Origin of the sequence: Micromonospora sp. NPDC005171, assembly GCF_040608575.1 — a bacterium.
Taxonomy (GTDB): Bacteria; Actinomycetota; Actinomycetes; order Mycobacteriales; family Micromonosporaceae; genus Micromonospora.
Map to the genome: position 1 here is coordinate 20,033 of NZ_JBEXIM010000030.1, position 20,565 is coordinate 40,597.

Annotated in this window: 11 protein-coding genes and 1 pseudogene; 5 read left to right on the plus strand and 7 right to left on the minus strand. The window is 69.2% G+C overall.

Going from position 1 to position 20,565, the window contains the following annotated elements:
• Positions 1–4: 4 nt before the first annotated feature.
• The 3 genes from ABZU74_RS26035 to ABZU74_RS26045 all read left to right on the plus strand — a co-directional run bounded on the left by ABZU74_RS26035 (position 5) and on the right by ABZU74_RS26045 (position 3,820).
• Positions 5–1,357 (plus strand): polysaccharide lyase family 1 protein, encoded by a 1,353-nt coding sequence (locus ABZU74_RS26035; RefSeq protein WP_355428824.1) that lies wholly within the window; start codon positions 5–7, stop codon positions 1,355–1,357.
• A gap of 82 nt (positions 1,358–1,439) precedes the next feature.
• Positions 1,440–2,174 (plus strand): HD domain-containing protein, encoded by a 735-nt coding sequence (locus tag ABZU74_RS26040; protein ID WP_355428827.1) that lies wholly within the window; start codon positions 1,440–1,442, stop codon positions 2,172–2,174.
• Positions 2,175–2,326: 152 nt separating this feature from the next.
• A complete protein-coding gene (locus ABZU74_RS26045; protein WP_355428830.1) occupies positions 2,327–3,820 on the plus strand; it encodes an FAD-binding oxidoreductase in 1,494 nt (497 codons plus the stop codon).
• A gap of 157 nt (positions 3,821–3,977) precedes the next feature.
• Here the strand turns inward: ABZU74_RS26045 and ABZU74_RS26050 are convergent, their stop codons facing one another.
• Both ABZU74_RS26050 and ABZU74_RS26055 read right to left on the minus strand, forming a co-directional pair.
• Positions 3,978–4,343, minus strand: a complete 366-nt coding sequence (locus tag ABZU74_RS26050) for a barstar family protein (RefSeq protein WP_355428833.1) — start codon at positions 4,341–4,343, stop codon at positions 3,978–3,980.
• 75 nt (positions 4,344–4,418) lie between these two features.
• On the minus strand, positions 4,419–4,868 hold the full coding sequence (locus ABZU74_RS26055; RefSeq protein WP_355428836.1) for a ribonuclease domain-containing protein: 450 nt from the start codon (positions 4,866–4,868) through the stop codon (positions 4,419–4,421).
• Between the two features lie 359 nt (positions 4,869–5,227).
• On the opposite strand from ABZU74_RS26055, the gene ABZU74_RS26060 reads away from it, so the two are divergent.
• Positions 5,228–6,058, plus strand: coding sequence for a hypothetical protein (locus tag ABZU74_RS26060; protein WP_355428839.1), 831 nt, complete (start codon positions 5,228–5,230; stop codon positions 6,056–6,058).
• An 80-nt stretch (positions 6,059–6,138) separates the two neighbouring features.
• Here the strand turns inward: ABZU74_RS26060 and ABZU74_RS26065 are convergent, their stop codons facing one another.
• From ABZU74_RS26065 to ABZU74_RS26080, 4 genes and pseudogenes are all read right to left on the minus strand, one after another.
• On the minus strand, positions 6,139–8,283 hold the full coding sequence (locus tag ABZU74_RS26065; RefSeq protein WP_355428842.1) for an MBL fold metallo-hydrolase: 2,145 nt from the start codon (positions 8,281–8,283) through the stop codon (positions 6,139–6,141).
• Complete coding sequence (locus ABZU74_RS26070) at positions 8,280–14,459, minus strand: hypothetical protein (RefSeq protein ID WP_355428844.1); 6,180 nt, start codon at positions 14,457–14,459, stop codon at positions 8,280–8,282. The genes ABZU74_RS26065 and ABZU74_RS26070 overlap by 4 nt, the downstream gene beginning before the upstream one ends.
• Before the next feature lie 525 nt (positions 14,460–14,984).
• Positions 14,985–16,610, minus strand: a complete 1,626-nt coding sequence (locus ABZU74_RS26075; protein ID WP_355428847.1) for an anibiotic ABC transporter — start codon at positions 16,608–16,610, stop codon at positions 14,985–14,987.
• A 92-nt stretch (positions 16,611–16,702) separates the two neighbouring features.
• Positions 16,703–17,611: pseudogene (locus tag ABZU74_RS26080) on the minus strand (ABC transporter ATP-binding protein); the annotation flags it as partial.
• Between the two features lie 110 nt (positions 17,612–17,721).
• Here ABZU74_RS26080 and ABZU74_RS26085 point away from each other — a divergent pair.
• Positions 17,722–18,684, plus strand: a complete 963-nt coding sequence (locus tag ABZU74_RS26085; RefSeq protein ID WP_355428850.1) for a TetR family transcriptional regulator — start codon at positions 17,722–17,724, stop codon at positions 18,682–18,684.
• A 44-nt stretch (positions 18,685–18,728) separates the two neighbouring features.
• On the opposite strand, the gene ABZU74_RS26090 is transcribed toward ABZU74_RS26085, so the two are convergent.
• Positions 18,729–20,507 carry an ABC transporter ATP-binding protein gene (locus ABZU74_RS26090; RefSeq protein WP_355428912.1) on the minus strand — a complete coding sequence of 593 codons (1,779 nt, stop codon included), beginning with the start codon at positions 20,505–20,507 and terminating at the stop codon, positions 18,729–18,731.
• Positions 20,508–20,565: the final 58 nt, after the last annotated feature.

A 20,565-nucleotide genomic window follows, 5' to 3' on the forward strand; every position in this document is an offset into this window, starting at 1 on the left:
GTCGATGCGCAGAATCCTCACCGCTTCCACAGCGGTCGCCATCCTCCTCGGCGCCGCCCCGGCCGCCGCCGCCCACCCGGATGTCCCGTCCGCCGACCGGCTCTCCTGGGCGGCCGGTCACCTCGGCCGGCAGGCGCTGCCCGCGCGGGACGGTTGGGCGGCCGACGGCCCCGGCACCACCGGCGGCTCGGCGGCCACCCCCGACCGGACCCGGGTGGTCCACGACCGGGCCGAACTGGTCGCCGCGCTGGGCGGCGACAACGCCGGCAACGCCACCGACGCCACAGCGAAGCTCATCTACGTCGACGGTGTCATCGACGGCTTCGAAGGACCCGCCGGCACGCCGCTGAGCTGCGCCGACCTGGCCGACCCGGGATACCGGCTGGACGCCTACCTCGCCGCGTACGACCCGGCGGTGTGGGGACGGGTGCCGCCGAGCGGGCCACTGGAGGAGGCCCGGGTGCGCTCGGTGACCAACCAGACCCGGCAGACCCAGATCAACGTCGGGCCGAACACCACGATCATCGGGCTACGCGGCGCTCGACTGACCGGGCTCACTCTCATGATCGACCAGGCGTCGAACGTCATCGTCCGCAATCTGACCCTCGTCGACGCCCGAGACTGCTTCCCCGCCTGGTCGCCGACCGACGGCGAGGCCGGCAACTGGAACAGCCAGTACGACCAGATCTCGGTACGCCGCAGCGAGAACGTCTGGGTCGACCACAACACCTTCACCGACGGCGACAACCCGGACAGCGCCCAGCCGGTGTACTTCGGTCGGCCGTACCAGGTGCACGACGGGTCGCTCGACGTCACGCACACCGCCAGCCTGGTCACCGCCTCGTGGAACCGCTTCACGGGTCGGGACAAGCTGCTGCTGATCGGCTCGTCCAACACCGTCGGCCCGGACGTGGGCCGGCTGCGGGTCACAGTGCACCACAACCTCTTCGACGGCGTCCTGCAACGGCTGCCCCGGGTGCGTTTCGGTCAGGTCGACGTCTACAACAACCACTACCGACTCGGTGGGGACGACTTCCAGTACGCGCTCGGCGTCGGCGTCCAGTCGGCAATCTACGCGCAGAACAACTTCTTCAGCCTGGACGTGACTGTCGACCCGGCGGACCTGATCTACGACTGGGGCGGCACCGCGTTGACCGAGCGCGGCTCCTGGGTCCGTCAGGGCGGTGGGGCGGCCCGGCCGGTCGACCTGCTGGCGGCGCACAACGCGAGCCATGACCCCGACCTGGCCGCGGACGCGGGTTGGACGCCCACCCTGCGCCGCGACCCCGTCCTGCCGGCGCCGCTGGTCCCCCTGCTGGTGGGCCCGCTCGCCGGTGCCGACCGGCTGCCGATCTGACGGCGCGGCGGGCCCGCGACTCGCGGTCGGTTCGGCGACGTACGGGCTCATCGATGTGGTGAAGATCGGCTATAAGTGACGCATGGACTTCCCGCCGCACCTGGGCAGCATGCCGATGCACGCGATCACCGAGATCCACGGCGAACCGGGCCTGCTGGAGCGTTTCCGGTTGGAGGTCCAGCAGTTCGACGACGCCGCCCGGGCGCGGTTGACCGCCGCGCTCGACCTCGCCGCCGAGCTGCACCGCGACGATCGACGCGTCCGGGAGCCGTACCTGAACCACCTGCTGCGGGTGGCGATCAGGCTGATGCACCACTACCAGGTGCGCGACGTGGACGTGATCGTCGCCGGTCTGCTGCACGACGCGGTGGAGGACCACCCGGCCGAGCTGGCCGACGGCGACCCGGGCACCGACCCGACCGGGGCCGCGCTGGCCGCGCTGGCCGCGCTCGCCGCGCGGTTCGGGCCACGGGTGGCCACCCTGGTCGCCGCGGTCACCAATCCGGTGTACGACCCCGAGCGGGACCGCAACGCGCAGTACCGGGAGCACCTGGCGGTCAGCCTGGACCGGGAGCCCTGGGCCCGGGTGATCAAGGTGTCGGACTTCACCGACAACGGGGTGGGTGTGATCCACACGGTCGGGCCGAAGGTGATCTCATCGGCCCGGAAGTACCGGCCGCTGGTGCCGCTGTTCCGGGACCTGATCGGCCGGCCGGACACCCCGTTGTCGCCGGCGGTGAAGCGGCACATCTTCGGCCAGCTGGACCTTGCCGAGGAGCGGTTCAGCGCCATCCTGGACCAGCCCGCCCCGAACTGACCCGTCCCGCGGATCACCCGACCGGGTTCCGTGACAAGTTCTCAGATCTGGGGGGAAGTCTCGGGCATTACGGTTGGTTTTGCGCCAGATGAGAGGAAATGCCCCTCTCGGTTCGTTTTTCGGGCGTGTCACCAATCGAGAGGATTCTGACCATGCGCGACCTTTCCCGTCGTGATCTGCTCAGGGCGACGGCCGTCGGCGCCGGAGCGGTCGCTATCCCGAGCGTGATCGCCGGCAGCTCGGCGATCGCGGCCGACGGTCCCGGGTGGCCCTCCGACACGACGTTCCCCCCGGCACAGCTGACCGGCCGGATCGTCCGCCCGCAGAGCCCCGACTACGCGGAGGCCAGCCTCGGCTGGGACGAGCTGTTCGTGCACTATCCGCTGGTCATCGTCTTCGCCCAGGAGACCCAGGACGTGGTCAACGCGCTCACCTGGGCGCGGCAGCACAACGTCGCGCTGCGGGTACGCAGTGGCCGGCACAACCTGGAAGGCTGGTCGAACGTCGACAACGGCATCGTGATCGACGTCAGCGAGCTGAAGGACGTCCACATCGACACCGCCGCCCGCACGGCGAAGGTCGGCGCGGGGCTCAACCAGTCGGAGGCGGTGACCGCCCTCGGGGAGTACGACCTGGCCGCGACGACCGGCACGGAGGGGACCGTGGGCCTCTCCGGCGCCACCCTCGGCGGCGGCTTCGGCTTCCTCACCCGCTACCTCGGGATGGCCTGCGACAACCTGATCGGCGCGGAGATCGTCGTGGCGGCGGGCGCCGACGGGGCCAAGGTTCTCGAGGTGGACCCGTGGAACTACTCGGACCTGCTCTGGGCGCTGCGCGGCGCGGGCAACGGCAACTTCGGGATCGTCACCTCCCTGACCTACAAGGTCGCTCCGCTCACCAGCGTCGCCTACCTGCAGGTGACCTGGCCCGGTCTCGGCGACCTGCACGAGGTCTTCGACGCCTGGCAGCGCGTCGCACCCTTCACCGACCCCCGGCTCGGCAGTCAGGTCGAGGTCCACCCGGATGAGATCCTGCTGTTCGCGGTGCTCGCGGAGGGATCCGAGGCGGAGGCCAGGAAGCTGCTGGCGCCGATCCTGTCGATCGGCAACCCCACGGTCACCGTGCAGATCGGCAACTGGGGCGACGTCTACGCCGGCTTCCAGATCCCGAACGAGGACGAGCCCGCGAAGTGGAAGTTCTTCTCCCAGTTCACCCGCGAGCCGTTCCCGGAGAAGGCGGTCAGCATCGTCCGTGAGTTCATGGAGAAGGCGCCCTCGCCCGACAGCAACTTCTTCACCCAGGCCTTCGGCCGGGGAGCCCAACAACAGGAGCCCTTTGGCCGCTCGGCGTTCCCGCACCGCGACGCGCTCTTCTACTCGGAGCCCGGCGCGGGCTGGGGCACCCGCGGCGAGCCCGACAGCGACGATGCCATCACCCCGATCGCCCAGACCTGGATCGCCGAGTTCAGCCAGGCGCTGCGGCCCTACGTGGACGGCGCCTACGTCAACGTGCCGAACATCGGCATGGCCGAGTGGGAGAAGGCCTACTGGGGGCGCAACTTCCCCCGACTGCGCAAGATCAAGGCGAAGTACGACCCGCACAACGTCTTCCAGTACGAGCAGAGCATCCCGCCCGCGACGCACTGACCCGGGCTGACCGGCGGTGCGGGTGGCACCCGTCCGCACCGCCGGGCCACCAACCTCGTGCCCGGGAAGCTCGTGCCCGGGAGGGAGGCGCGCCCCGGCGGCCGTCACCCACCGTGAGATGCCGCCCCCGTCGCCGACAGCAGGCTCGAATCGCCGGTCAGGACGGCGCGGTCTCGTTGAGGACGACACGCAGCGGGTGTGGGGCGCTGGTGGCGAGGTCGCCGAGCACGGCGAGCAGCAGACCGTACTGATCGGACGGCTCGTCGACGAGCAGTTGGCCGGCGTCGGTGATCAGCAGGGTGAGCGGACCGGCGTCGAGCCGGTCCCGGAGCACGTCGGAAAGGGCGTCCCAGGTCTCCCCCAGGTACGCCGGCAGGGCCAGCACGGCGGCGAGCGCGGCGAAGAACCCGGCCCTGGTCCGCGTCGTCGCTCCGGCCAACACCACCGCGCCGGGCACGTCGAGGCCGGCGTCGTGGCAGACGGTCAGCCAATCGGGCACCCGACCCGCGTGCTCGTCGACCATGACGTTCCTCCTGATCTGACCGGTACGACGCCGCAGCGGGGCCGACCGACCGAGGCCGGCCGGCCCCCAGGTCGGTCAGAGCCGGTAGAAGTCGGTGTAGTGGTTGGGCGAGAACCAGGTGACCCCGGTGCTGCGGTTCACCACGATCCGGTACGCGTCCCGGGCGGCGCCCTGGGTGCGCGGGTACACGTCGTACTCGTAGTAGGTGGCGTTGGTGGGCAGTTGACCCTCGTAGTTGTAGAACTGGCCGCCGGCGAAGTTGGACTTTCCGCCGCTCCAGGAGTACCAGCCTCGGCTGGTCGGGAACCCCTTGGCGGACCAGCCCGAACGGGCGGTGCGGGCGTCCGCGCAGCGGCTCATGGTGCAGGAGCCGTAGACCGACGCCGAGGCCGGGTCGGTCAACCGAGGGGAGACCACGGACGGGCCGACCAGCGCGGCGGCGACCATGGCGAGGAGCAGGGCGAGGGTGGTGGTACGCCGGCGGATCGCGCCGAGCGTGGCCAGCGGGGACACGAGGGTGGACACAGGCTGCCTCCAGACCATCCGATCCATTGATCCGCGTGATTGTCGGACCGGACCCAGTCTCACCGCTGCCGGTCGACGACAACACCCCTCGGCACCCCAACTGCTCCACAATGTTCGGTTAACCCCGGATGATCATCTGCCTCGGCGCGCCCGATCGGGAGCAGCGGCCGACCCTCACACGACGTTCGGACGATCACCAGGGGCTGGCGCGATGTCGGTCCGGCTCGGCCGTCCCACCGTCGACGACGCATGGCCTGGTTCGTGTCGATATGCGGTCTGCTCGGTGACGGCGTGGCGGCGGGCATTTCGGTCACCGGTTGTTAGCGTGAAATGCGGATCCGTGACCGTGGAGGGGTGCCATGACGGACGCCCCCGACGGGAGGCCGAGGCCAGCGGACCAGTGGCGACACCGGGGCGTGCGAGGGTTGACCATCGCCCGCGACGCCGGTGTGCGCGGCTGGCGGTGGTGGGCCCGAAGTTGGGATCGGCTGGTCGCCGCGCTCCAGGACGAGGCACCTGTCGGCTCCGCTGCCGCGCCGTCGCCCTCCGGTCCACTCGTCGAACAACGCGACGCGCCCCGACTGATCGCGGTCCCCGCACGCGGTTACGTGTACTCGTTCTACATCCGCGCCACGTTCGCCTGGTCGTCGCCGGCGAGCCTGCGGTCCGAAGTGCTGAGCTGGTACGTGCAGTACTTCCAAGCCAACGCCGTCCAACGGCTGACCCGGCTCGCCGCCGACGCCGCCCGGGACCTGCCCCCGCACCGGGCCGGCGACCTGGAGGTGGCGTTGCAGCGGGCGCTCGCCGAGGACCCCCTGTGGCACTACCAGCGGGGCGACATCACGCTCACCTGCCGCCCCGACGCCGCCGTACGACTCGACGAACGGATCATGCCGGCGCTCCAGCCGCACGTCGACCGCCTGGTCAAGCTGGAATACCAGTTCGACGAGCAGATCCGAAAGGCCCGGTACGCCGAGGAGTTGAGCCGCCAGTGGGCGACGATCCTCGATGACCACGCCGACGACCACGACCTGGCCGACGCCCGCGACCACCTGCTCGCCGCGCAAAGAGAAGCCGCACGCTGGATAGCCGAACTCCTCCACCGCCACAACGAACACCCCACCGACCCAGCGAGCGCGCCACTGATCCCGCCCCAGCAAGGCCGCGACACGCCCCTCCCATCGCCCTGACGCCACGCTTCCCGTACCGTCTGCGCCCATCCTCCGGTGCCGCCGATCGGCCAGATCAGCAGGTAGTCAGGCACGAGTGGTCAGGACTGCCAGCGTTCGGTAGCGACGACATGATGACCGCGACGAGTAAGGTGGCCCCCGAACTCCCGTTGCGCCCCGGACAGACCGTGGACCAGCATCACCTGGTTGGCCGCGACGTCGTCAGTGATGGCGGCCAACCCCTGCCGATCGGCATGCGCAGACAGGCCGAACTTTGCTACCCGCGCCTTGACTTCGAAGTCCTGTGAATCGAGCGCGAAGGTGGAGTTATGACCTTCGGCCAACTCGAGCAGTGCCGCCCCGGGCGACTCCTCGTCCTGGTGACCGGCGAGCAGCAGTGCGGAAGTCGGATCAGGCAGGATCGATCGAGCCCATTGGACTGCGGGACCAGCGGTCAGCATCCCAGATGTCGTAACAATGACACCCCGCCTGAATGACGTGATGAGCTGCCGACGCTTATCCGGCGGCACCTCCCGGACCTGGTCTCCGTAAATCTGCAACGGACGGTCCCCTTCAGCGGTCTGCTGCTCATAGATACGGGTGATCTGCTTGGCCATGCCGTCGAGCAGGACCGGCACGTCGGGCAGACGGTTGCGCAGCGTCATCGCCACCTCCTGCGCTCGGCCCAACGCAAAAGCCGGCACAAGCACTCGCCCACCGGAGGTGACCGTCTCCAATACCGTGGCTAGGAAGTTCTCCACTTCCACATCCCGGTGGGACCGTCGCTGACAGTAGGTGGATTCGATGACAAGCAAGTCTGATCCGCGAGCGGACTGTGGGACAACGAGACCCGACACCGTGGCCTGGGCAAGGTCCGAAACATCACCGGTCACCGTCACGCGGCTCGAGCCGGCCGCAACAACGACACCGGCCGCGCCGAGAATGTGGCCTGCCGGGAAGAGTTCAATGGTTACGCCATCGGCGACCTCGACGACTCTGCCGTACCCAACCGGCCGGAGACGGTGCTGGGCAGCGACGACGTCGCTCTGACTGTACGGCGGCATCGTGGACGACTGACTGTACGACAGATGCTCACGGGCGACTCGATCGAACACCTTGACCGAGTCCGCCCACATCGTCGGCAACAGCGCCGCAGTTTCTGCCGTGCAGAACACGGGCAGGTTGGCATGTTCGACAGTCAGCGCCGGCACGTATCCGGCATGGTCGTTGTGCGCATGCGTCACCACGATCGCATCAAGGTGTCCGGATCGTGCGATGTCTATACCCAGCGGCCCGACCCGGTCGAGCGGCTGCCTGGGACGCAGGCCGACATCAACGAGTATGCGTACGTCTCCAACTTCGACGAGCATGCAAGATCCGCCGATCTCGCTGCCGCCGCCCAGTGGGGTAAGCGACATCTCCCGCTGACGACTGATCGCATGTCGATCAGTTATTGGCTGTGCGGGTGCCCGGATCACGTCCAGCACGGCGAGAAACGCGTGAATCGCAATATTGGCGTCGGCCAGGGCCCCAGTCAGGCGGTCACGGTTCGGATCAAGGTTCGCTGTGTCGGCAGGTTCGCCTGCCAGTTGCTCCTGATCCCGGGGATCGGTGTCCGGCGATACGACCACATCCGCCGGCCGCAGGACGCTGGCAAGGAGTTCAGCGGCGCTCATCACATCGGTCGCGAGGGTGGCCGAGCGTTGGCGTTCAGTCCCGAGCTCCGCGCGCAGTGACTCGATGATCGCCAGCGCCTCATCCCGGTCGGTGATGGCCGCGCGCAGATCCCGGAGGGCGGCATCGCGCTCCCGAACTGCCCACTCGAGTTGCCCTCGCGCCCGGTCGCGAGCCGTACGCGCCTCGGCCAGATCTCGTGCCGCCCACCCGGCGCGGCGCTCCTCGACGGTTGCCGCAGGCTTGGGAATGCGCTGGGTCTTCGCTGCGGGCCGTTTGCCCTTCGACGGCTCCTGACCGAGTATCGACGCAGCTGTCCCGGCGACTGCCCGATCCAGGTCAACTAATTGGCGCACCAGGGCGACGTCACCGGCGAGTTCGGTCTCGTACCGCTCTGCCAGCTCGGCGCGTAGTGGATCGAACCGGGCTATGAACAGGAGCATCTGGGCCGCGTTCGCGGCGGCGAACCCGGCCACGTCGATGTCCTGCCCCGCATAGGGCGGGGACTGAAGGATGACTTGTGCGGCGTCATGGACCAAGGCGTCGAGGAGTTGGCGCGGCGCTCTGGTCATTCCCGCGCAGTCCTCGCGGCAGCGGCCATCACAGGCTCGACGAGCAGTTGGCCGTCCTCCGCGTTACTGACCAGCAGACCTAAGGTCCGCAACACCTCGACGACGTCTACTGTCGACCTGTAACCGGCTTCTTGAAGGCGGTACGCGGCAAGCCAGTCGGCTTCGGTGTCGCCTGACTCGCCGTGCATGGTTAGGTAGTCGGCAACGGTGTCGACGTCGGCGCGGTCGGCGCCGAACTCGGAAACCAGGAACCGCCACGCCTCTTGCAGCACCCTGTCGGATCGCACCCCGGAATAGACCACGAGCGCCTCGGCGTTGACCGGGTCGGCCAGTTGAGCACGCAGCTTCCCGAGCGGATCGCTGCGGGTGTAGGGGTCTTGCTCTCGAGACAAATCCTCGACGACCTTGTTGACATTCACCGGCCAGCCCCCGGTCACCGCGAGCAGTTCGCTGCGAGATGCGTCATCCTGGAACGGCAAGGTGGTGTCGGTGAGCCAGAGTCGCAGATCAGTGCGGTCATAGCGGCGCAAGCCCGTGATCCCCGAAGACGCGTCTGATTCACGTGCCGCAACCGGCCACAGCGGTGCCTGTACCGGCGATGTCAACAGCACAACTCCGAGCGTGCCTCCGGAATGCGCGGCGATCAGTTCCCTCGCTGTCCGCCAGGCACCATGAGCGCCTTCAAGCGACACCGTCGTCAAATCGACGAGCACCACAGCATGCCCGCCGGCGGCCCGAAGTGTCGCTTGCTGGCACGCGGTGCGCAGAGAGGTCGCCGTTGCCTCACGGATGTGGCTACGACGACTGCCCGACGCGGCGTTGTCGTACTCAGCCTTGAGAGCACTGATGCAGCGTTCCAAAGTCAGTGCCGCCGAGCCTGCGATCACGCGCACCTGACTGCGAGCCGCGAGCAGGTCGGCGATCTGCTGTGAGTTCAACGGCGCACGCGTTGCACTCCTGCCGAAGGCTGGCCGCATCAGGCTGCCGTCGAAGCTCTCCGGAAGCGGCGTCGACTCGGCCTGTTCCAGGAATTCGTCGACCTCGTCACGGGACCCGAGCAGGTCCAGCACATTCGGCGTCCGCAGGCGGTACGCACCGTTGGCGTAAGCCAAGACGCCCAGGTCGACACACTCGTCGAGCAGCGCCCGGAACTCGCCAGTGCGGACGTCTTCGGCGGCGAAGCCCTTGGGCCACCACTGTTCGCACTCCGAGCGCAGCTGGGCAGGAGTCAGAGATGCTGCGGCACCGTGAGCATGAGCGGAGAACGCAACGCTGTACGCGATGATTTTGTAGCGTGGGTCGAGGTTTAGGGTCCAGTCGAATCGCTTCCGGAACGAGGTACGCAGGGAGTTGTCAGCCCATACCGCTTCCACGTCGTCACGCGTCACCATCTGAGGCGGGGCTCCGTCGGGCAGCGGCGTCCGCTGCAGGTCACGCAGCAACTGAGCCCCGAACAGCTGGATCAGTGCGGGCTGGTTGTTCGCAAGGGCCAAGACGCGCGAGGCGTCGTCATGGTCGGCGAACTGATAGCCGAGGGCTTGCAGGGGCCGGCTGAGTAGATCGTACGCGGGCTGGGGAGCGAGGGGCCCGACGCAGACCGGGTCGCCAAAGTGCGCGAGCGGGTGATTTGCCAGCCGCTCGAACCGAGCCGTTTGGTGCAACCCGGCGAACACCACCTTCACCGCCCGCCCGGTCACCTCCATCAGTTCCTTGAAGTGCGTGACGTGGGTGAAACGACCATCGGTGGCATCGGCATCAAGGAAGGAATCCGATTCGTCCAGCAGCACCAGCAGTTGCCGGCCCGACTTGCCGGAAATCCATCGGGCGACCTGCCTGGTGAGGGCTGAAGCGACATCGCCGGACGGAATGTCTCGGGAGACGATGCCCTTGTCCGCTAGCTGCGGCCAGAGGGCGGTCCACACCGCGTCGACCGGGTTCGCCTGCCCAACCCGGTAGATAGATTGGTAGACCGCATGCCGAGACTCACCGTCGTCGAATTCGCGCGCGGCAGCGCGCAGCAGTGCAGACTTGCCCAGCTGGCGCCCACCGTAGACGATGCAGGAACCCATCATGTCCACGACCTTGTCGCGTTCCTCGGCGCGCCCGTAGAACATCTCTTGCGGCACCAGACCGGCGACGTCCGGCGTGAACGGCGTCGCCGAGGTGAACGGCAGTGTGATCGCCATGGTGATGTCGCGCCCGGGCTCCGGTTGCGCGACGAGATACGCGAAGGCAGCCTCGTCGATGACCGCGGTCACTGGAAGCTTGCGGCCGTTGCGAAACTCGTGGGCCAACTCGCGACGCGCCGCCAGGTCGAGCGCACCGAAGTACAGCACGACGACCGAGTGGTCAGCAGGTTCGGCACGCAGCAACTCGACCAGTTCTGGTGCTGTCGGCGAACGCCACACCGCCAACACTCGAAGGCTGTTGCCGGACGGGCTGATCGCGCTGCCGAAGGCGGGGATTAATGCCCGTCCCGCAGTGGCTCGCACTCCACTGAGATGCATCCAGGAGGATCGGCCGGCGGCTTGACCGCGCCGAGTGCTCGGCGTGTCAGCGGTGTCGACGAAGAAACCTAGCTGCTCCAGCACCGCCTTCACGTGGCCGAGCTTGGCGTCCAACGATTTTGACTCGGATAGGGCGGTCCACTGCCCGATGCGGCTTGCGGCGTTCTTGAGTCGACCGTTCTGGGACAGGTCGATCCTCGCGGCGCTCAACGCCTCGCTGAGGGCTCCTTCGGTCGGATTCCGCCCGTCGTCCATGGCCCGCCTCAACTCGACCAGAGGTGACGGTCGCGCGTTGCTGAAGGACCTCGAGAACAGAGCAGGAAACTTTGGGTAGAACAGTCGAAGGTGCTGGACATCGTCACGCGGTCCAGGCAGGCTCCGTCCGCTACGAACAGTCTCGAGATATTCGTTGGCGGTGGTCAGGTCGCCCTCGTTGATGCGGCCTGCGATGCGGAAGTGCACACCCTCGGCCAGCGTGTGTTCTTCGAGTTGCTCTCGCGCCGACGTAATCGCCGCTTGGACCACCTGCGCCCGCTCTTGCTCAAGCTCTGCCGCACTGCGGAGCATGACGTCGAAGTCACGTCGCAGCCCACGCGCTCCCGTGGTGTAGGCGCGGGCACGTGATGAGAGGTCTGCCCACTGGTCGGCAGTCATCCGCCCGAACCGCCGGTCCGAGTCGATGGATCCGGCGAGTTTTGCGACGTAAGCGTCGAGTTGCTCGGTGGACTCGATGACAGCGCGGTCACGGGCAGCCGAAAGTCGCTGGGCCAGCTGCGGGTCGGTCGGGCGTAGAGCGTCAATGAGGATTTGGGTGCCGACCTGGTCGTGCCGCGACGCGCGTCGGTCAAACACCTCGGTCCAGCCAGCGGCGCCCCTTTGCAGGGCCTCGACGGCAGCGGCGACGTCGCCGACTGTCACCTCGCGGGCTGGCTTGAGCTTCGCCGTGAGCGGGAGGTCCGGAGCCAACGCAAGCGCACTCCCGATCAGTCGATCGGCCGGCACCTCCGCCCCGCTGAGCGTGATCGACCCGTCGAGGAGTTCGAGCGACTCGGTCAGCAGCGCCAGTCCAGTTTCGACGGCGGCGTCGCGGATCACGTCGCCGGACCTGCCTCGCACCTGCAACTGCGCGAGTGCCTGGGCACGCACCCCGTTAACTCGCACCCTCAGGTCGGCCATTGGATCAGCCATCCAGGTGCCAGCTGCCGGTGCGGTCAGGCTCTCGGTTGCCTCGACCCAGCGGGTGAGCAGGTCGGTGACGTCGTTAGTCCAGTCGAGAATCTTGTCCCGCGCACGCGCCTCGATTCCCCGGCTGCGTTTGGCGGAGGCGACGCGGCGGGTGTCCCTGTCGAGGGCAGCCGAGAGACTCGACTTCGAACGCAATTCGCGGACCCGGCTCCGCACGGCGTTCACCTGTTCAGGGTCCCGTGAACCGTCGGCAACGGCGGTCAACGATTCGCCAAGGTAGCCGCCGGGAGCCATCCACGCCTGCCACAGCTCGGTCGCGGCCTGGTATCGGATCGTCCGGGACGGCGCGGACTGAAGCATCATGCGGGCCTCACGAGCGAGTGACGCGTGGATCTGCTCGGCCTCGGCTGCCTCGGCGATGGCGTCAGTACTGCGCGCGGTGAGGTAGGCACCGTTGTAGATGGCACCAAGTAGGGCCTCGGTGAGTTCTTCCACGGAGGGGCCAGACTTCACGATGCTGCTAGTCAGATCACGCAGAGGTCCAGCGGCACCTGCAGTCGGCGACAACAGCCCCGCCCGGACGGACGCGGCATAGACCAACATTTGAATGTCATGACGATCACGGAGCACGTCCGCATCGAGCTGACGAACGGTGTCGGCGAAAGCTGCGGCATTGGCTCCGGCTGACGTCCGCATCGCGGCTGCATACGCGACAAGCCGGTGCGCGGCGATGATCGGCGCGGGTGCGCCGAGCGCCGTCAGCAGCCAGGAAGCGAGCGCGAGGTGCCCCTCGCGCAAGAGTGACGCATACAGGACGTCAGCCTTCGCTTGTGGATCCGACTCGCCCTCGCCCTCAGTGTCGGGTTTGGGGTCGGGGTCGGCACCATCGTCTGCGGCTGCGACGGTCGCTGAAGGTGCCACACGTTCAGAGGTGGAATCGCCGGCGGTTGAAGCGGGCAAAGTCAGATCGAGCCCGGCGATAATCTCGTCGAGGCCTATCGCGTCCGATTCATCCGGCGAATTTCGCACCGCGGATGCGGCGAGGTCGAGCGGCGGCGAGTCGTCCTGCTCGGCGCCGTTCTGGTCAGGTCCAACGTCGTCGCCTCGTTCGTCGCCTTCTTGGCTCTTGTCAGTGAACGCCAACGCGCCCAACGTCGCGACCGTGACCAGGAGGGACAAATGAGGAAGCCCAGTCTGGACAACCCGCGCCTGCTCGGCACTGCGCGCCGGGTCACTCGGCCCGATCTCGATCGCGCTGACTAGTGCGTCGAGACCAGCCAGGACAGCGGCATCGGTATCGGCGTCGACCGTCGAAGCGAGGTGGGAGACCTGAGCAGCCTCAGCGCTCGCGTACTCCGGCGTGCTCAGAGAAGTAAGCCGACGAATCCGGGTCAGCAAATTCTGCGTCGACGCCGCAGCGAGCCGGTCGTCGAGGCGCATTCGCGCCTCCTCGATCGTGAGGGGAGCAGGGTCGCCGGTGGCGGTAGCTACCCGATCCAACAGGGCTTTAATGGTTTGCGCAAGCCCGACAATCCGTTTGAGTTCAGCATCCGGTGGCGCCGCACCCGCTTCAAGCGCCCGCACCAGCGCCGGGAGGTCGTCACGCCGGACGTCCACAAGAGCGGCTTCGACGCTGTCACACTGCTCGACGGTAACGGCCAAGTCTTGCGGCGGCGCCTCCACTTCATAGTCGAAGGCGTTCGGACCCGACGGATTGCCTTCCGCCGGATCAACCTCGTCAGCATCCGCCGTCGACATCGACGGATCCGGTGCGGTCGGGTCCAAGCTACCGTCTCGCTGCAGTCCGACCACGACATCTATGAGGTGGCTGAGTGATGCGGGTTGTTCCGGCAACGATGGAACGCGTTCCCGGACCTGCTGCCACACCTCGATTAGCAGATGACGCTGCTCGTCGCTCCAGCCCTGTGGCGGGTCGGCGACGAGCCAGCCCAGCGCCGCGACCGAGCCCGCATGTCCGCTGCTCACCATGGACGACCAGATGGCGGTGCGGGCCCTCGGCGTCGATCCGAATTGCCCGCTGTCGAGCAAGGGATACCGGATCTCGGCGTCGCTCAAGAACCTCAGTTGGGCCGGCTCTGCCGCAAGCAGCCCGGCGAGTTCCCTCTCGGTCAGCCGGGCGGTGAGCGCGGCGGCACCCACGCCATGGTGTAGCGCACTGTGCAGAGCGTTCGCCGCACCCTGCTCGTTCGCACGCGCCAGCCACGACCGCATCGACTGGGCTACCACGGCCATCGGAGCTCCGTTTCGAACCTTCAGCAGGCGCTGGAGGTTCGACATCCCCGCCCCAGAGAGCAGCCGGAGTTCTGCTGCGAGTTCCTCGGTCGGAAGGTCGTTCGCCGCCGACTTCGCCAGGTGGGCGCGTCGGAACTCGCGCACCTCACTCTCGCTGAGCGACTGATGCGCCCCGGCGTCCTCATCCGCGCGGTCGAAGGCGTAATCACCTTGGCCCGAGGTCGTCAGCAATGGCTCTCCTCGTTCGCGCCGAACAGGTAACGAATGCCCAGCCCCAGTGCGGCAGGTGAGCCGCCCAGAAGATTTGTGAAACACCATTGCACTCTTCGACATGCCGGTCCAGCCCGGAGGCTGGCGAGGTCGTGTCCGGTTGGGTTTCGATCATGGAATTCGTCCGTTCGGCGTTAATGCCTTGCCCTTACGGCTGCGGCGGGGCCGCTACCGGTCCGGCAGCGATGCCGAACGCTCCTACCCATCGCCACTCGTTGTCGAAGCGCAAATAACGCAAGAGCCATACGTTCGTACGCGCCCCGTGCCCAGCGAGTCGGTGTCGATGTCAAACTTGCCACCCGATTCGTGCCGAAGGCTCGGAGGCCGGCCTCCCAACGCGGACCTCTCAACACCGGTCAGCACGCCCCCGAAGGTGTTCCACCAACCTCGCCGCTCAGAATCCCTTGAGAGTCCACTGTGGCGTCGGGCGCCTTGCCGAACCGTCGTGAGTGCTCGGAATCCCGCCCCCTCAGGGCAGGGAACACGTCAGGACGGGACGTCGCGGTGGCGGAAGGCGGCCACGCCGACGACGAGCAGGGCCGCGGCCACCGCCGCCAGCACCACCAGGGGAAGCGCCGCCGGGTCGACGGCGGGCACGGCCGGCAGGTGGGTGTACGGCGAGACGTTGAGCGCGGCCTGCGGCAACTCCAGCACCGCGCCGAGCTGCCCCAGGAGCAGGAAGACCAGCAGGGCCGTCCAGGACAGCACCACCGACCAGCGGGGCAACAGCCCGAAGATCGCGGTCACCACCCCGGCCACCACGAGCAGGGCGGGCAGCCGCAACAGCGCGGCGCCGCCCAGCTCGACGGCTTGGCCGAGCGGGTCTCCGGTGACGATGCCGTAGCCGAGGCCGGTGGTCACGCCGGCGAGGAGCAGCAGGGCGACCGCGCCGAGCGTCGCGGCGAGCACCTGGGTGCCGAGCCAGCGGGTGCGGCTGACAGCCGTGGCGAGCGCTGCCTCCAGCACTCCGTCGGCTTCGTCGCCGCGTACGCGCAGCAGGGCCTGCACGACGTACGCGCCGATGGTCAGCGCGAAGAGGCCGAGCATCGCGGTCAGGTACGCCTTGATCAGGTCGTCTCCGCCGCCCATCGCGTTGATCGCTTCGGCGGCGGCCGGATTCGCGTCGATCATGTCGTTGAACTCGTCGGCGGCGACGCCCATGGGGAGGCCGAGCGCCGCCACACCGACCGCCCAGCCGAGCAGCGTGCCGCGCTGCATCCGCCAGGCCAACCCGGTGGGGCTGAGCAGCCGTGGCGCGCCGGTGGCCGGACCGCGTCGGGGGGCGATCAGGCCGGCGCCCAGGTCGCGTCGCTCGGCGAGGGCGTACGCCAGCGCCACCCCGGCGAGCAGCAGGACGACGGGCAGGGCGAGCACCCACCAGCGTTCACCGTCGAAGGCTCGCACCTGGTTGCCCCAGCCGAGCGGGGAGATCCACGACGGCCAGGCGCTGCGTACGCGGGTGCCGTCGGCGCTCTGTTCGCCGAGCACGTCCCCGGCGGCGCGCAGCACGAAGGAGAGCCCGACAGTGGCGGCGGCGAGCGCGTTGGCGCCGCGTGCGGTGACGGAGAGCTGGGCGGTGACCGCGGCGATCGCGGTGAAGGCGACCCCGACGCCGCCGATCGCGGCCGCTGCCGCGACGGAGCCGGCGAGCGGCAGACCGGCGCCGACAAGCGCGACCGCCAGCAGGGCGGCGGCCATGGCGTTCGCCGCGACGACGACGAGCAGCGCGGCGGTGAGCGGCGCGTACCGGCCGACCACGTTGGCGCCGAGCAGTTCGGCCCGGCCGGTCTCCTCGTTCTGGCGGGTGTGCCGGGTCACCGCGAAGGTGCTCAGCAGCGCGACGATCAGGGCCAGCGTCACGTACGTCTCGGCGACCACCACGGCACCGAGGTCGGTGCCGTGGATGGGGCCGTTGAAGGCGCGGGCGACCAGGCTGGACGCCGAGGTGGTGGCGTAACCCAGCCGGGCCTCCTGGTCGGGGTAGATGCCGGCGACGCTGCTGGCGAGGGCATAGCCGAGCAGGGGTGTGCCGAGGATCCAGATGGCGAGGCGGATCCGGTCGCGGCGTAGCACGAGCCGGGCCAGCCGGGTAGTGCCGGTGAGGGCGCTCACCGGGCACCGCCCTGCGGGGCCTCAGCGTGCGCATCGGCGTCCGAGGCGCCAGCGGCCGGAGGGTCCGAGGCGCCGGCGGCGGGATCGTCCGCGGCGCCGGCGTCCGAGGCAGCGACGGCCGGGTCGTCGCCGTAGTGGCGCAGGAACAGCTGCTCCAGGGTGGGTGGCGTGCTGGTCAGCGCGCGGACGCCGAAGCGGATGAGCTGGCCGAGCAGCGCGTCGAGGTGCGCGGGGTCGACCTCCAGGTGGGTACGGCCGTCGACCTCGTGCACGTCGTGCACGCCGGGCAGCGCGTCCAGTCCGGTGACCGGGCGGGCGGTCTCGACGGTCACCGCCGTCCGGGTGAGGTGGCGCAGCTCGGCGAGGGTTCCGGATTCGACGGTACGGCCCTCGCGGATGATGCTGACCCGGTCGCAGAGCGCCTCGACCTCGGCGAGCACGTGGCTGGAGAGCAGCACCGTGGCACCGGCCTGCTTGACCCGTCGGACCTCGTCCTGGAACACCGCCTCCATGAGGGGGTCGAGGCCGGACGTCGGCTCGTCGAGCACGTACAGCTCCACCGGGGAGGAGAAGGCGGCGACGATGGCGACCTTCTGCCGGTTGCCCTTGGAGTAGGTGCGGCAGCGGCGGGTCGGGTCCAGGTCGAAGCGGTGCAGCAGCTCGTCGCGGCGACGCCGGTCGAGGCCGCCACGCAGCTGGCCGAGCAGGTCGATGGCTTCCCCGCCGGTGAGGTTGGGCCAGAGACTGACGTCGCCCGGCACGTACGCCAGCCGGCGGTGCAGGCGGACCGCGTCGCGCCACGGATCGGCGCCGAGCACCTGGGCGTCGCCGGAGTCGCGGCGGAGCAACCCGAGCAGGATGCGGATGGTGGTGGACTTTCCGGAGCCGTTGGGCCCGAGGAAGCCGTGCACCTCCCCCTGCTCGACGTGCAGGTCCAGCCCATCGAGTGCCCGGATGGCGCCGAACGTCTTGACCAGGTTGCCGATCGAGATGACGGGCATGGCCCCTCCTGCCGTTGGCTGCGTCGACCGTCTCCACTCTACTGACCGCCGGTCAGTCGAATCAACGGTGGATCGTGCCCACCGGTCAGGGCGTCGCTAGGCTGGCTGGCATGACCGCCGATCCCGCGGACGACACCCGCACCCGGATCCTGCGCGCCGCGCTCGACCTGTTCGCCGAACACGGCTACCAGCGCACCTCGTTGCGTCAGATCGGCGAGCGGCTACGGCTGACCAAGACCGCGATCCTGTACCACTTCCCGACCAAGGAGAACCTGCTCGCCGCCCTGGTCGAGCCCCTGGTGGCCGACCTGGAGGCGCTGCTCGACTCGGCCCAGACTCAACCCACCGAGCTGGCCCGGTGGACGGTGCTGGAGGGCTGGGTGGACATCATGCTCGCCCATCGCCGACCGCTCGGCATGCTCTTCCACGACATCGCGCTGATCGGCCGGGGCGACACGTACCACCGCTTGATAGTGATCGCGATGCGGGCCAACGACCTCATCGCCGGGCCGGACGCCGGGCGTCGGGAGCGGGTTCGGGCGGTGCAGGCGGTTTCGGCATGCAGTGATCCGATCGTCTTTTTCACCGACGTGTCGGACGAGGTGCTGCGCGCCGACATGCTCGACGGCGTACGCCGACTGCTGGCCCCACTGCCCGCGGACGCGGCAGCCCCACTGCCTACGGACGCGGCAGCCGCGCCGCCCCCGGACGCGGCAGCCGGGCCGCACGCGGACACGGCAGCCCGGTCGCACGCGGACACGGCAGCCGGGGCGCGCGCCGACCTCGCGGCCGGGCTGCGCGTGACCACGACGGTCCCGGCGCCGGCGCGGGAGACCCCGACGCACGTGAGCGCGAGGGACGCCGCCCCGGGGAGGGCGAACCCGGCGTCACAGGGCGCGGCGAGCGCGGCGGCGCACCGGCGACGGCGGCCGGGACGGCCGCCCGCGCTGGGCCGGGAGCAGGTCGAGGCGGCCCGGCGGATGCACGCGGCGGGCACCCACTCGGTGGACGCCATCGCCGCCGCGCTGGGGGTCTCGCGGGCGACCGTCTACCGGCACCTGACCGCGTCATAACGAGACAGTTTCAAGACATTTTCGAGACGGTTCTGAGCCGACGTTCAGGCCGCCAGCGTGGCGTAGCGGCCGTTGCGGTCCAGCAGGCTGTCGTGGGTGCCGGCCTCGACGATCCGACCGTGGTCGAGCACCGCGATCTGGTCGGCGTCGCGGACAGTGGAGAGCCGGTGCGCGATGGTGATCGTGGTGCGACCCTGGGCGAGCACGTCGAACGCCCGCTGCACGGCACGTTCGGTCTCGGTGTCCAGCGCGCTGGTGGCCTCGTCGAGCACAAGGATGCGCGGGTCGCGCAGCAGCGTCCGGGCGATGGCCAGGCGCTGCTTCTCACCGCCGGAGAACCGGTGGCCGCGGGAGCCGACGACTGTGTCGTACCCGTCGGGCAGCCCGGCGATGAGGTCGTGGATCTGGGCGGCGCGGGCGGCGTCCTCGATCTCGGTGTCGGTGGCCTCCGGCCGGGCGTAGCGCAGGTTCTCCCGGACGGTGGTGTGCAGCAGGTACGTCTCCTGGCTCACCACGCCGACGATCGCGGCCAGGTCGGCCAGGCGCAGGTCGCGCAGGTCGACGCCGTCGATGGTGATCCGGCCGGCGGTCGGGTCGTGCAACCGGCTGACCAGCCCGGCGAGGGTGCTCTTGCCGGAGCCCGTCTCGCCGACCAGGGCGAGGCTGGTGCCGGCGGACACGTCGAGGGTGATCCCGGCGAGGGCGGCGGTGTCGCTGCCCGGGTAGCCGAAGGTGACGTCCTCCAGGCGCAGGTGGCCGCGCACGCGGGCCGGGTCGAGGCGGACCGGCTCGGCGGGGTCGGCCACGTCGACGGGCAGGTCCAGGTATTCGAAGATCCGGGCGAAGAGCGCCAGCGACGCGGTGAGCGAGACACCGACGTTGAGCAGCCCCATCAGCGGCCGGAACAGGCCGCCCTGCAGGGCCGTGAAGGCGACCAGGGTGCCGATGCTCAGCGTGCCGGCGGTGCCGGGCAGCCCGGCGGCGAGGTAGATGACCGCCGGTACGGCGGCGAAGATGATGCTCATCGAGGCCATCCGCCAGCGGCCGGCCAACTCGCTGCGCAGCTCCAGGTCGACCAGGCGGGCCGATGAGGCGGTGAACCGGTCGATCAGCGCGGGGCCGGTGCCGAGGGTCTTGGCCAGCTGCACGCCGCTGATCGAGAGCCCTTCCTCGACGGTGACGTTGAGGTCGGCGAGTTCGCGTTGCCGCTGGGCGGTGATCTCGCGACGCATCCGGGCGACCCGGCGGGTCAGCCAGATGGCGGGCGGCAGCACCACGAGCGAGACCAGGGAGAGCTGCCAGGAGAGCGCGACCATGGCGACAGCGGTGGCGACCACCGTGGTGAGGTTGGCGGCGACGGCGGTGGCGGTGGAGGTGACCACCGACTGCATGCCGCCGATGTCGTTGGTGATCCGCGACTGCACCTCGCCGGTGCGGGTGCGGGTAAAGAAGCCGAGCGACTGGCGCTGGAGGTGACTGAAGACGTCGGTCCGCAGCCGGTGCATGACCCGCTGGCCGACCTGGGTGGAGATCCAGGTCTGCACGACGCCGAGGGCGGAGGTCACCGCCGCGACGGCGACCATGCCGAGGACCAGCCAGACCAGCAGCGTCACGTCGCCCTGCGGCAGGGCCCGGTCGATCACGGCACGCAGCAGGAACGGGGTGGCCATCGCGATGATCGAGGAGACCACGATGATCGCGGTGACGGCGGCCAGCGCGGGCCGGTGCGGGGTGAACAGGCGGCCGATGCGGCGCAGCGACACCTGACGGGCCTGCGACTTCTCTTCGGCGCTGAGGGTGCGGTGGCCGCGCTCGCGGCCCATCGGGGTGGGTTCCAAGGGGGTGCTGCCTTTCGTCGGCGATATTGCTGAGGTTACCTCA

Excerpts from the sequence above, each read along its gene's own strand:
- ABZU74_RS26065 (WP_355428842.1), bottom strand. The coding sequence starts at position 8,283 with ATGACCAGAGCGCCGCGCCAACTCCTCGACGCCTTGGTCCATGACGCC.
- ABZU74_RS26035 (WP_355428824.1), top strand. The coding sequence starts at position 5 with ATGCGCAGAATCCTCACCGCTTCCACAGCGGTCGCCATCCTCCTCGGC.
- ABZU74_RS26085 (WP_355428850.1), top strand. The coding sequence starts at position 17,722 with ATGACCGCCGATCCCGCGGACGACACCCGCACCCGGATCCTGCGCGCC.
- ABZU74_RS26060 (WP_355428839.1), top strand. The coding sequence starts at position 5,228 with ATGACGGACGCCCCCGACGGGAGGCCGAGGCCAGCGGACCAGTGGCGA.
- ABZU74_RS26050 (WP_355428833.1), bottom strand. The coding sequence starts at position 4,343 with ATGGTCGACGAGCACGCGGGTCGGGTGCCCGATTGGCTGACCGTCTGC.
- ABZU74_RS26045 (WP_355428830.1), top strand. The coding sequence starts at position 2,327 with ATGCGCGACCTTTCCCGTCGTGATCTGCTCAGGGCGACGGCCGTCGGC.
- ABZU74_RS26090 (WP_355428912.1), bottom strand. The coding sequence starts at position 20,507 with ATGGGCCGCGAGCGCGGCCACCGCACCCTCAGCGCCGAAGAGAAGTCG.
- ABZU74_RS26040 (WP_355428827.1), top strand. The coding sequence starts at position 1,440 with ATGGACTTCCCGCCGCACCTGGGCAGCATGCCGATGCACGCGATCACC.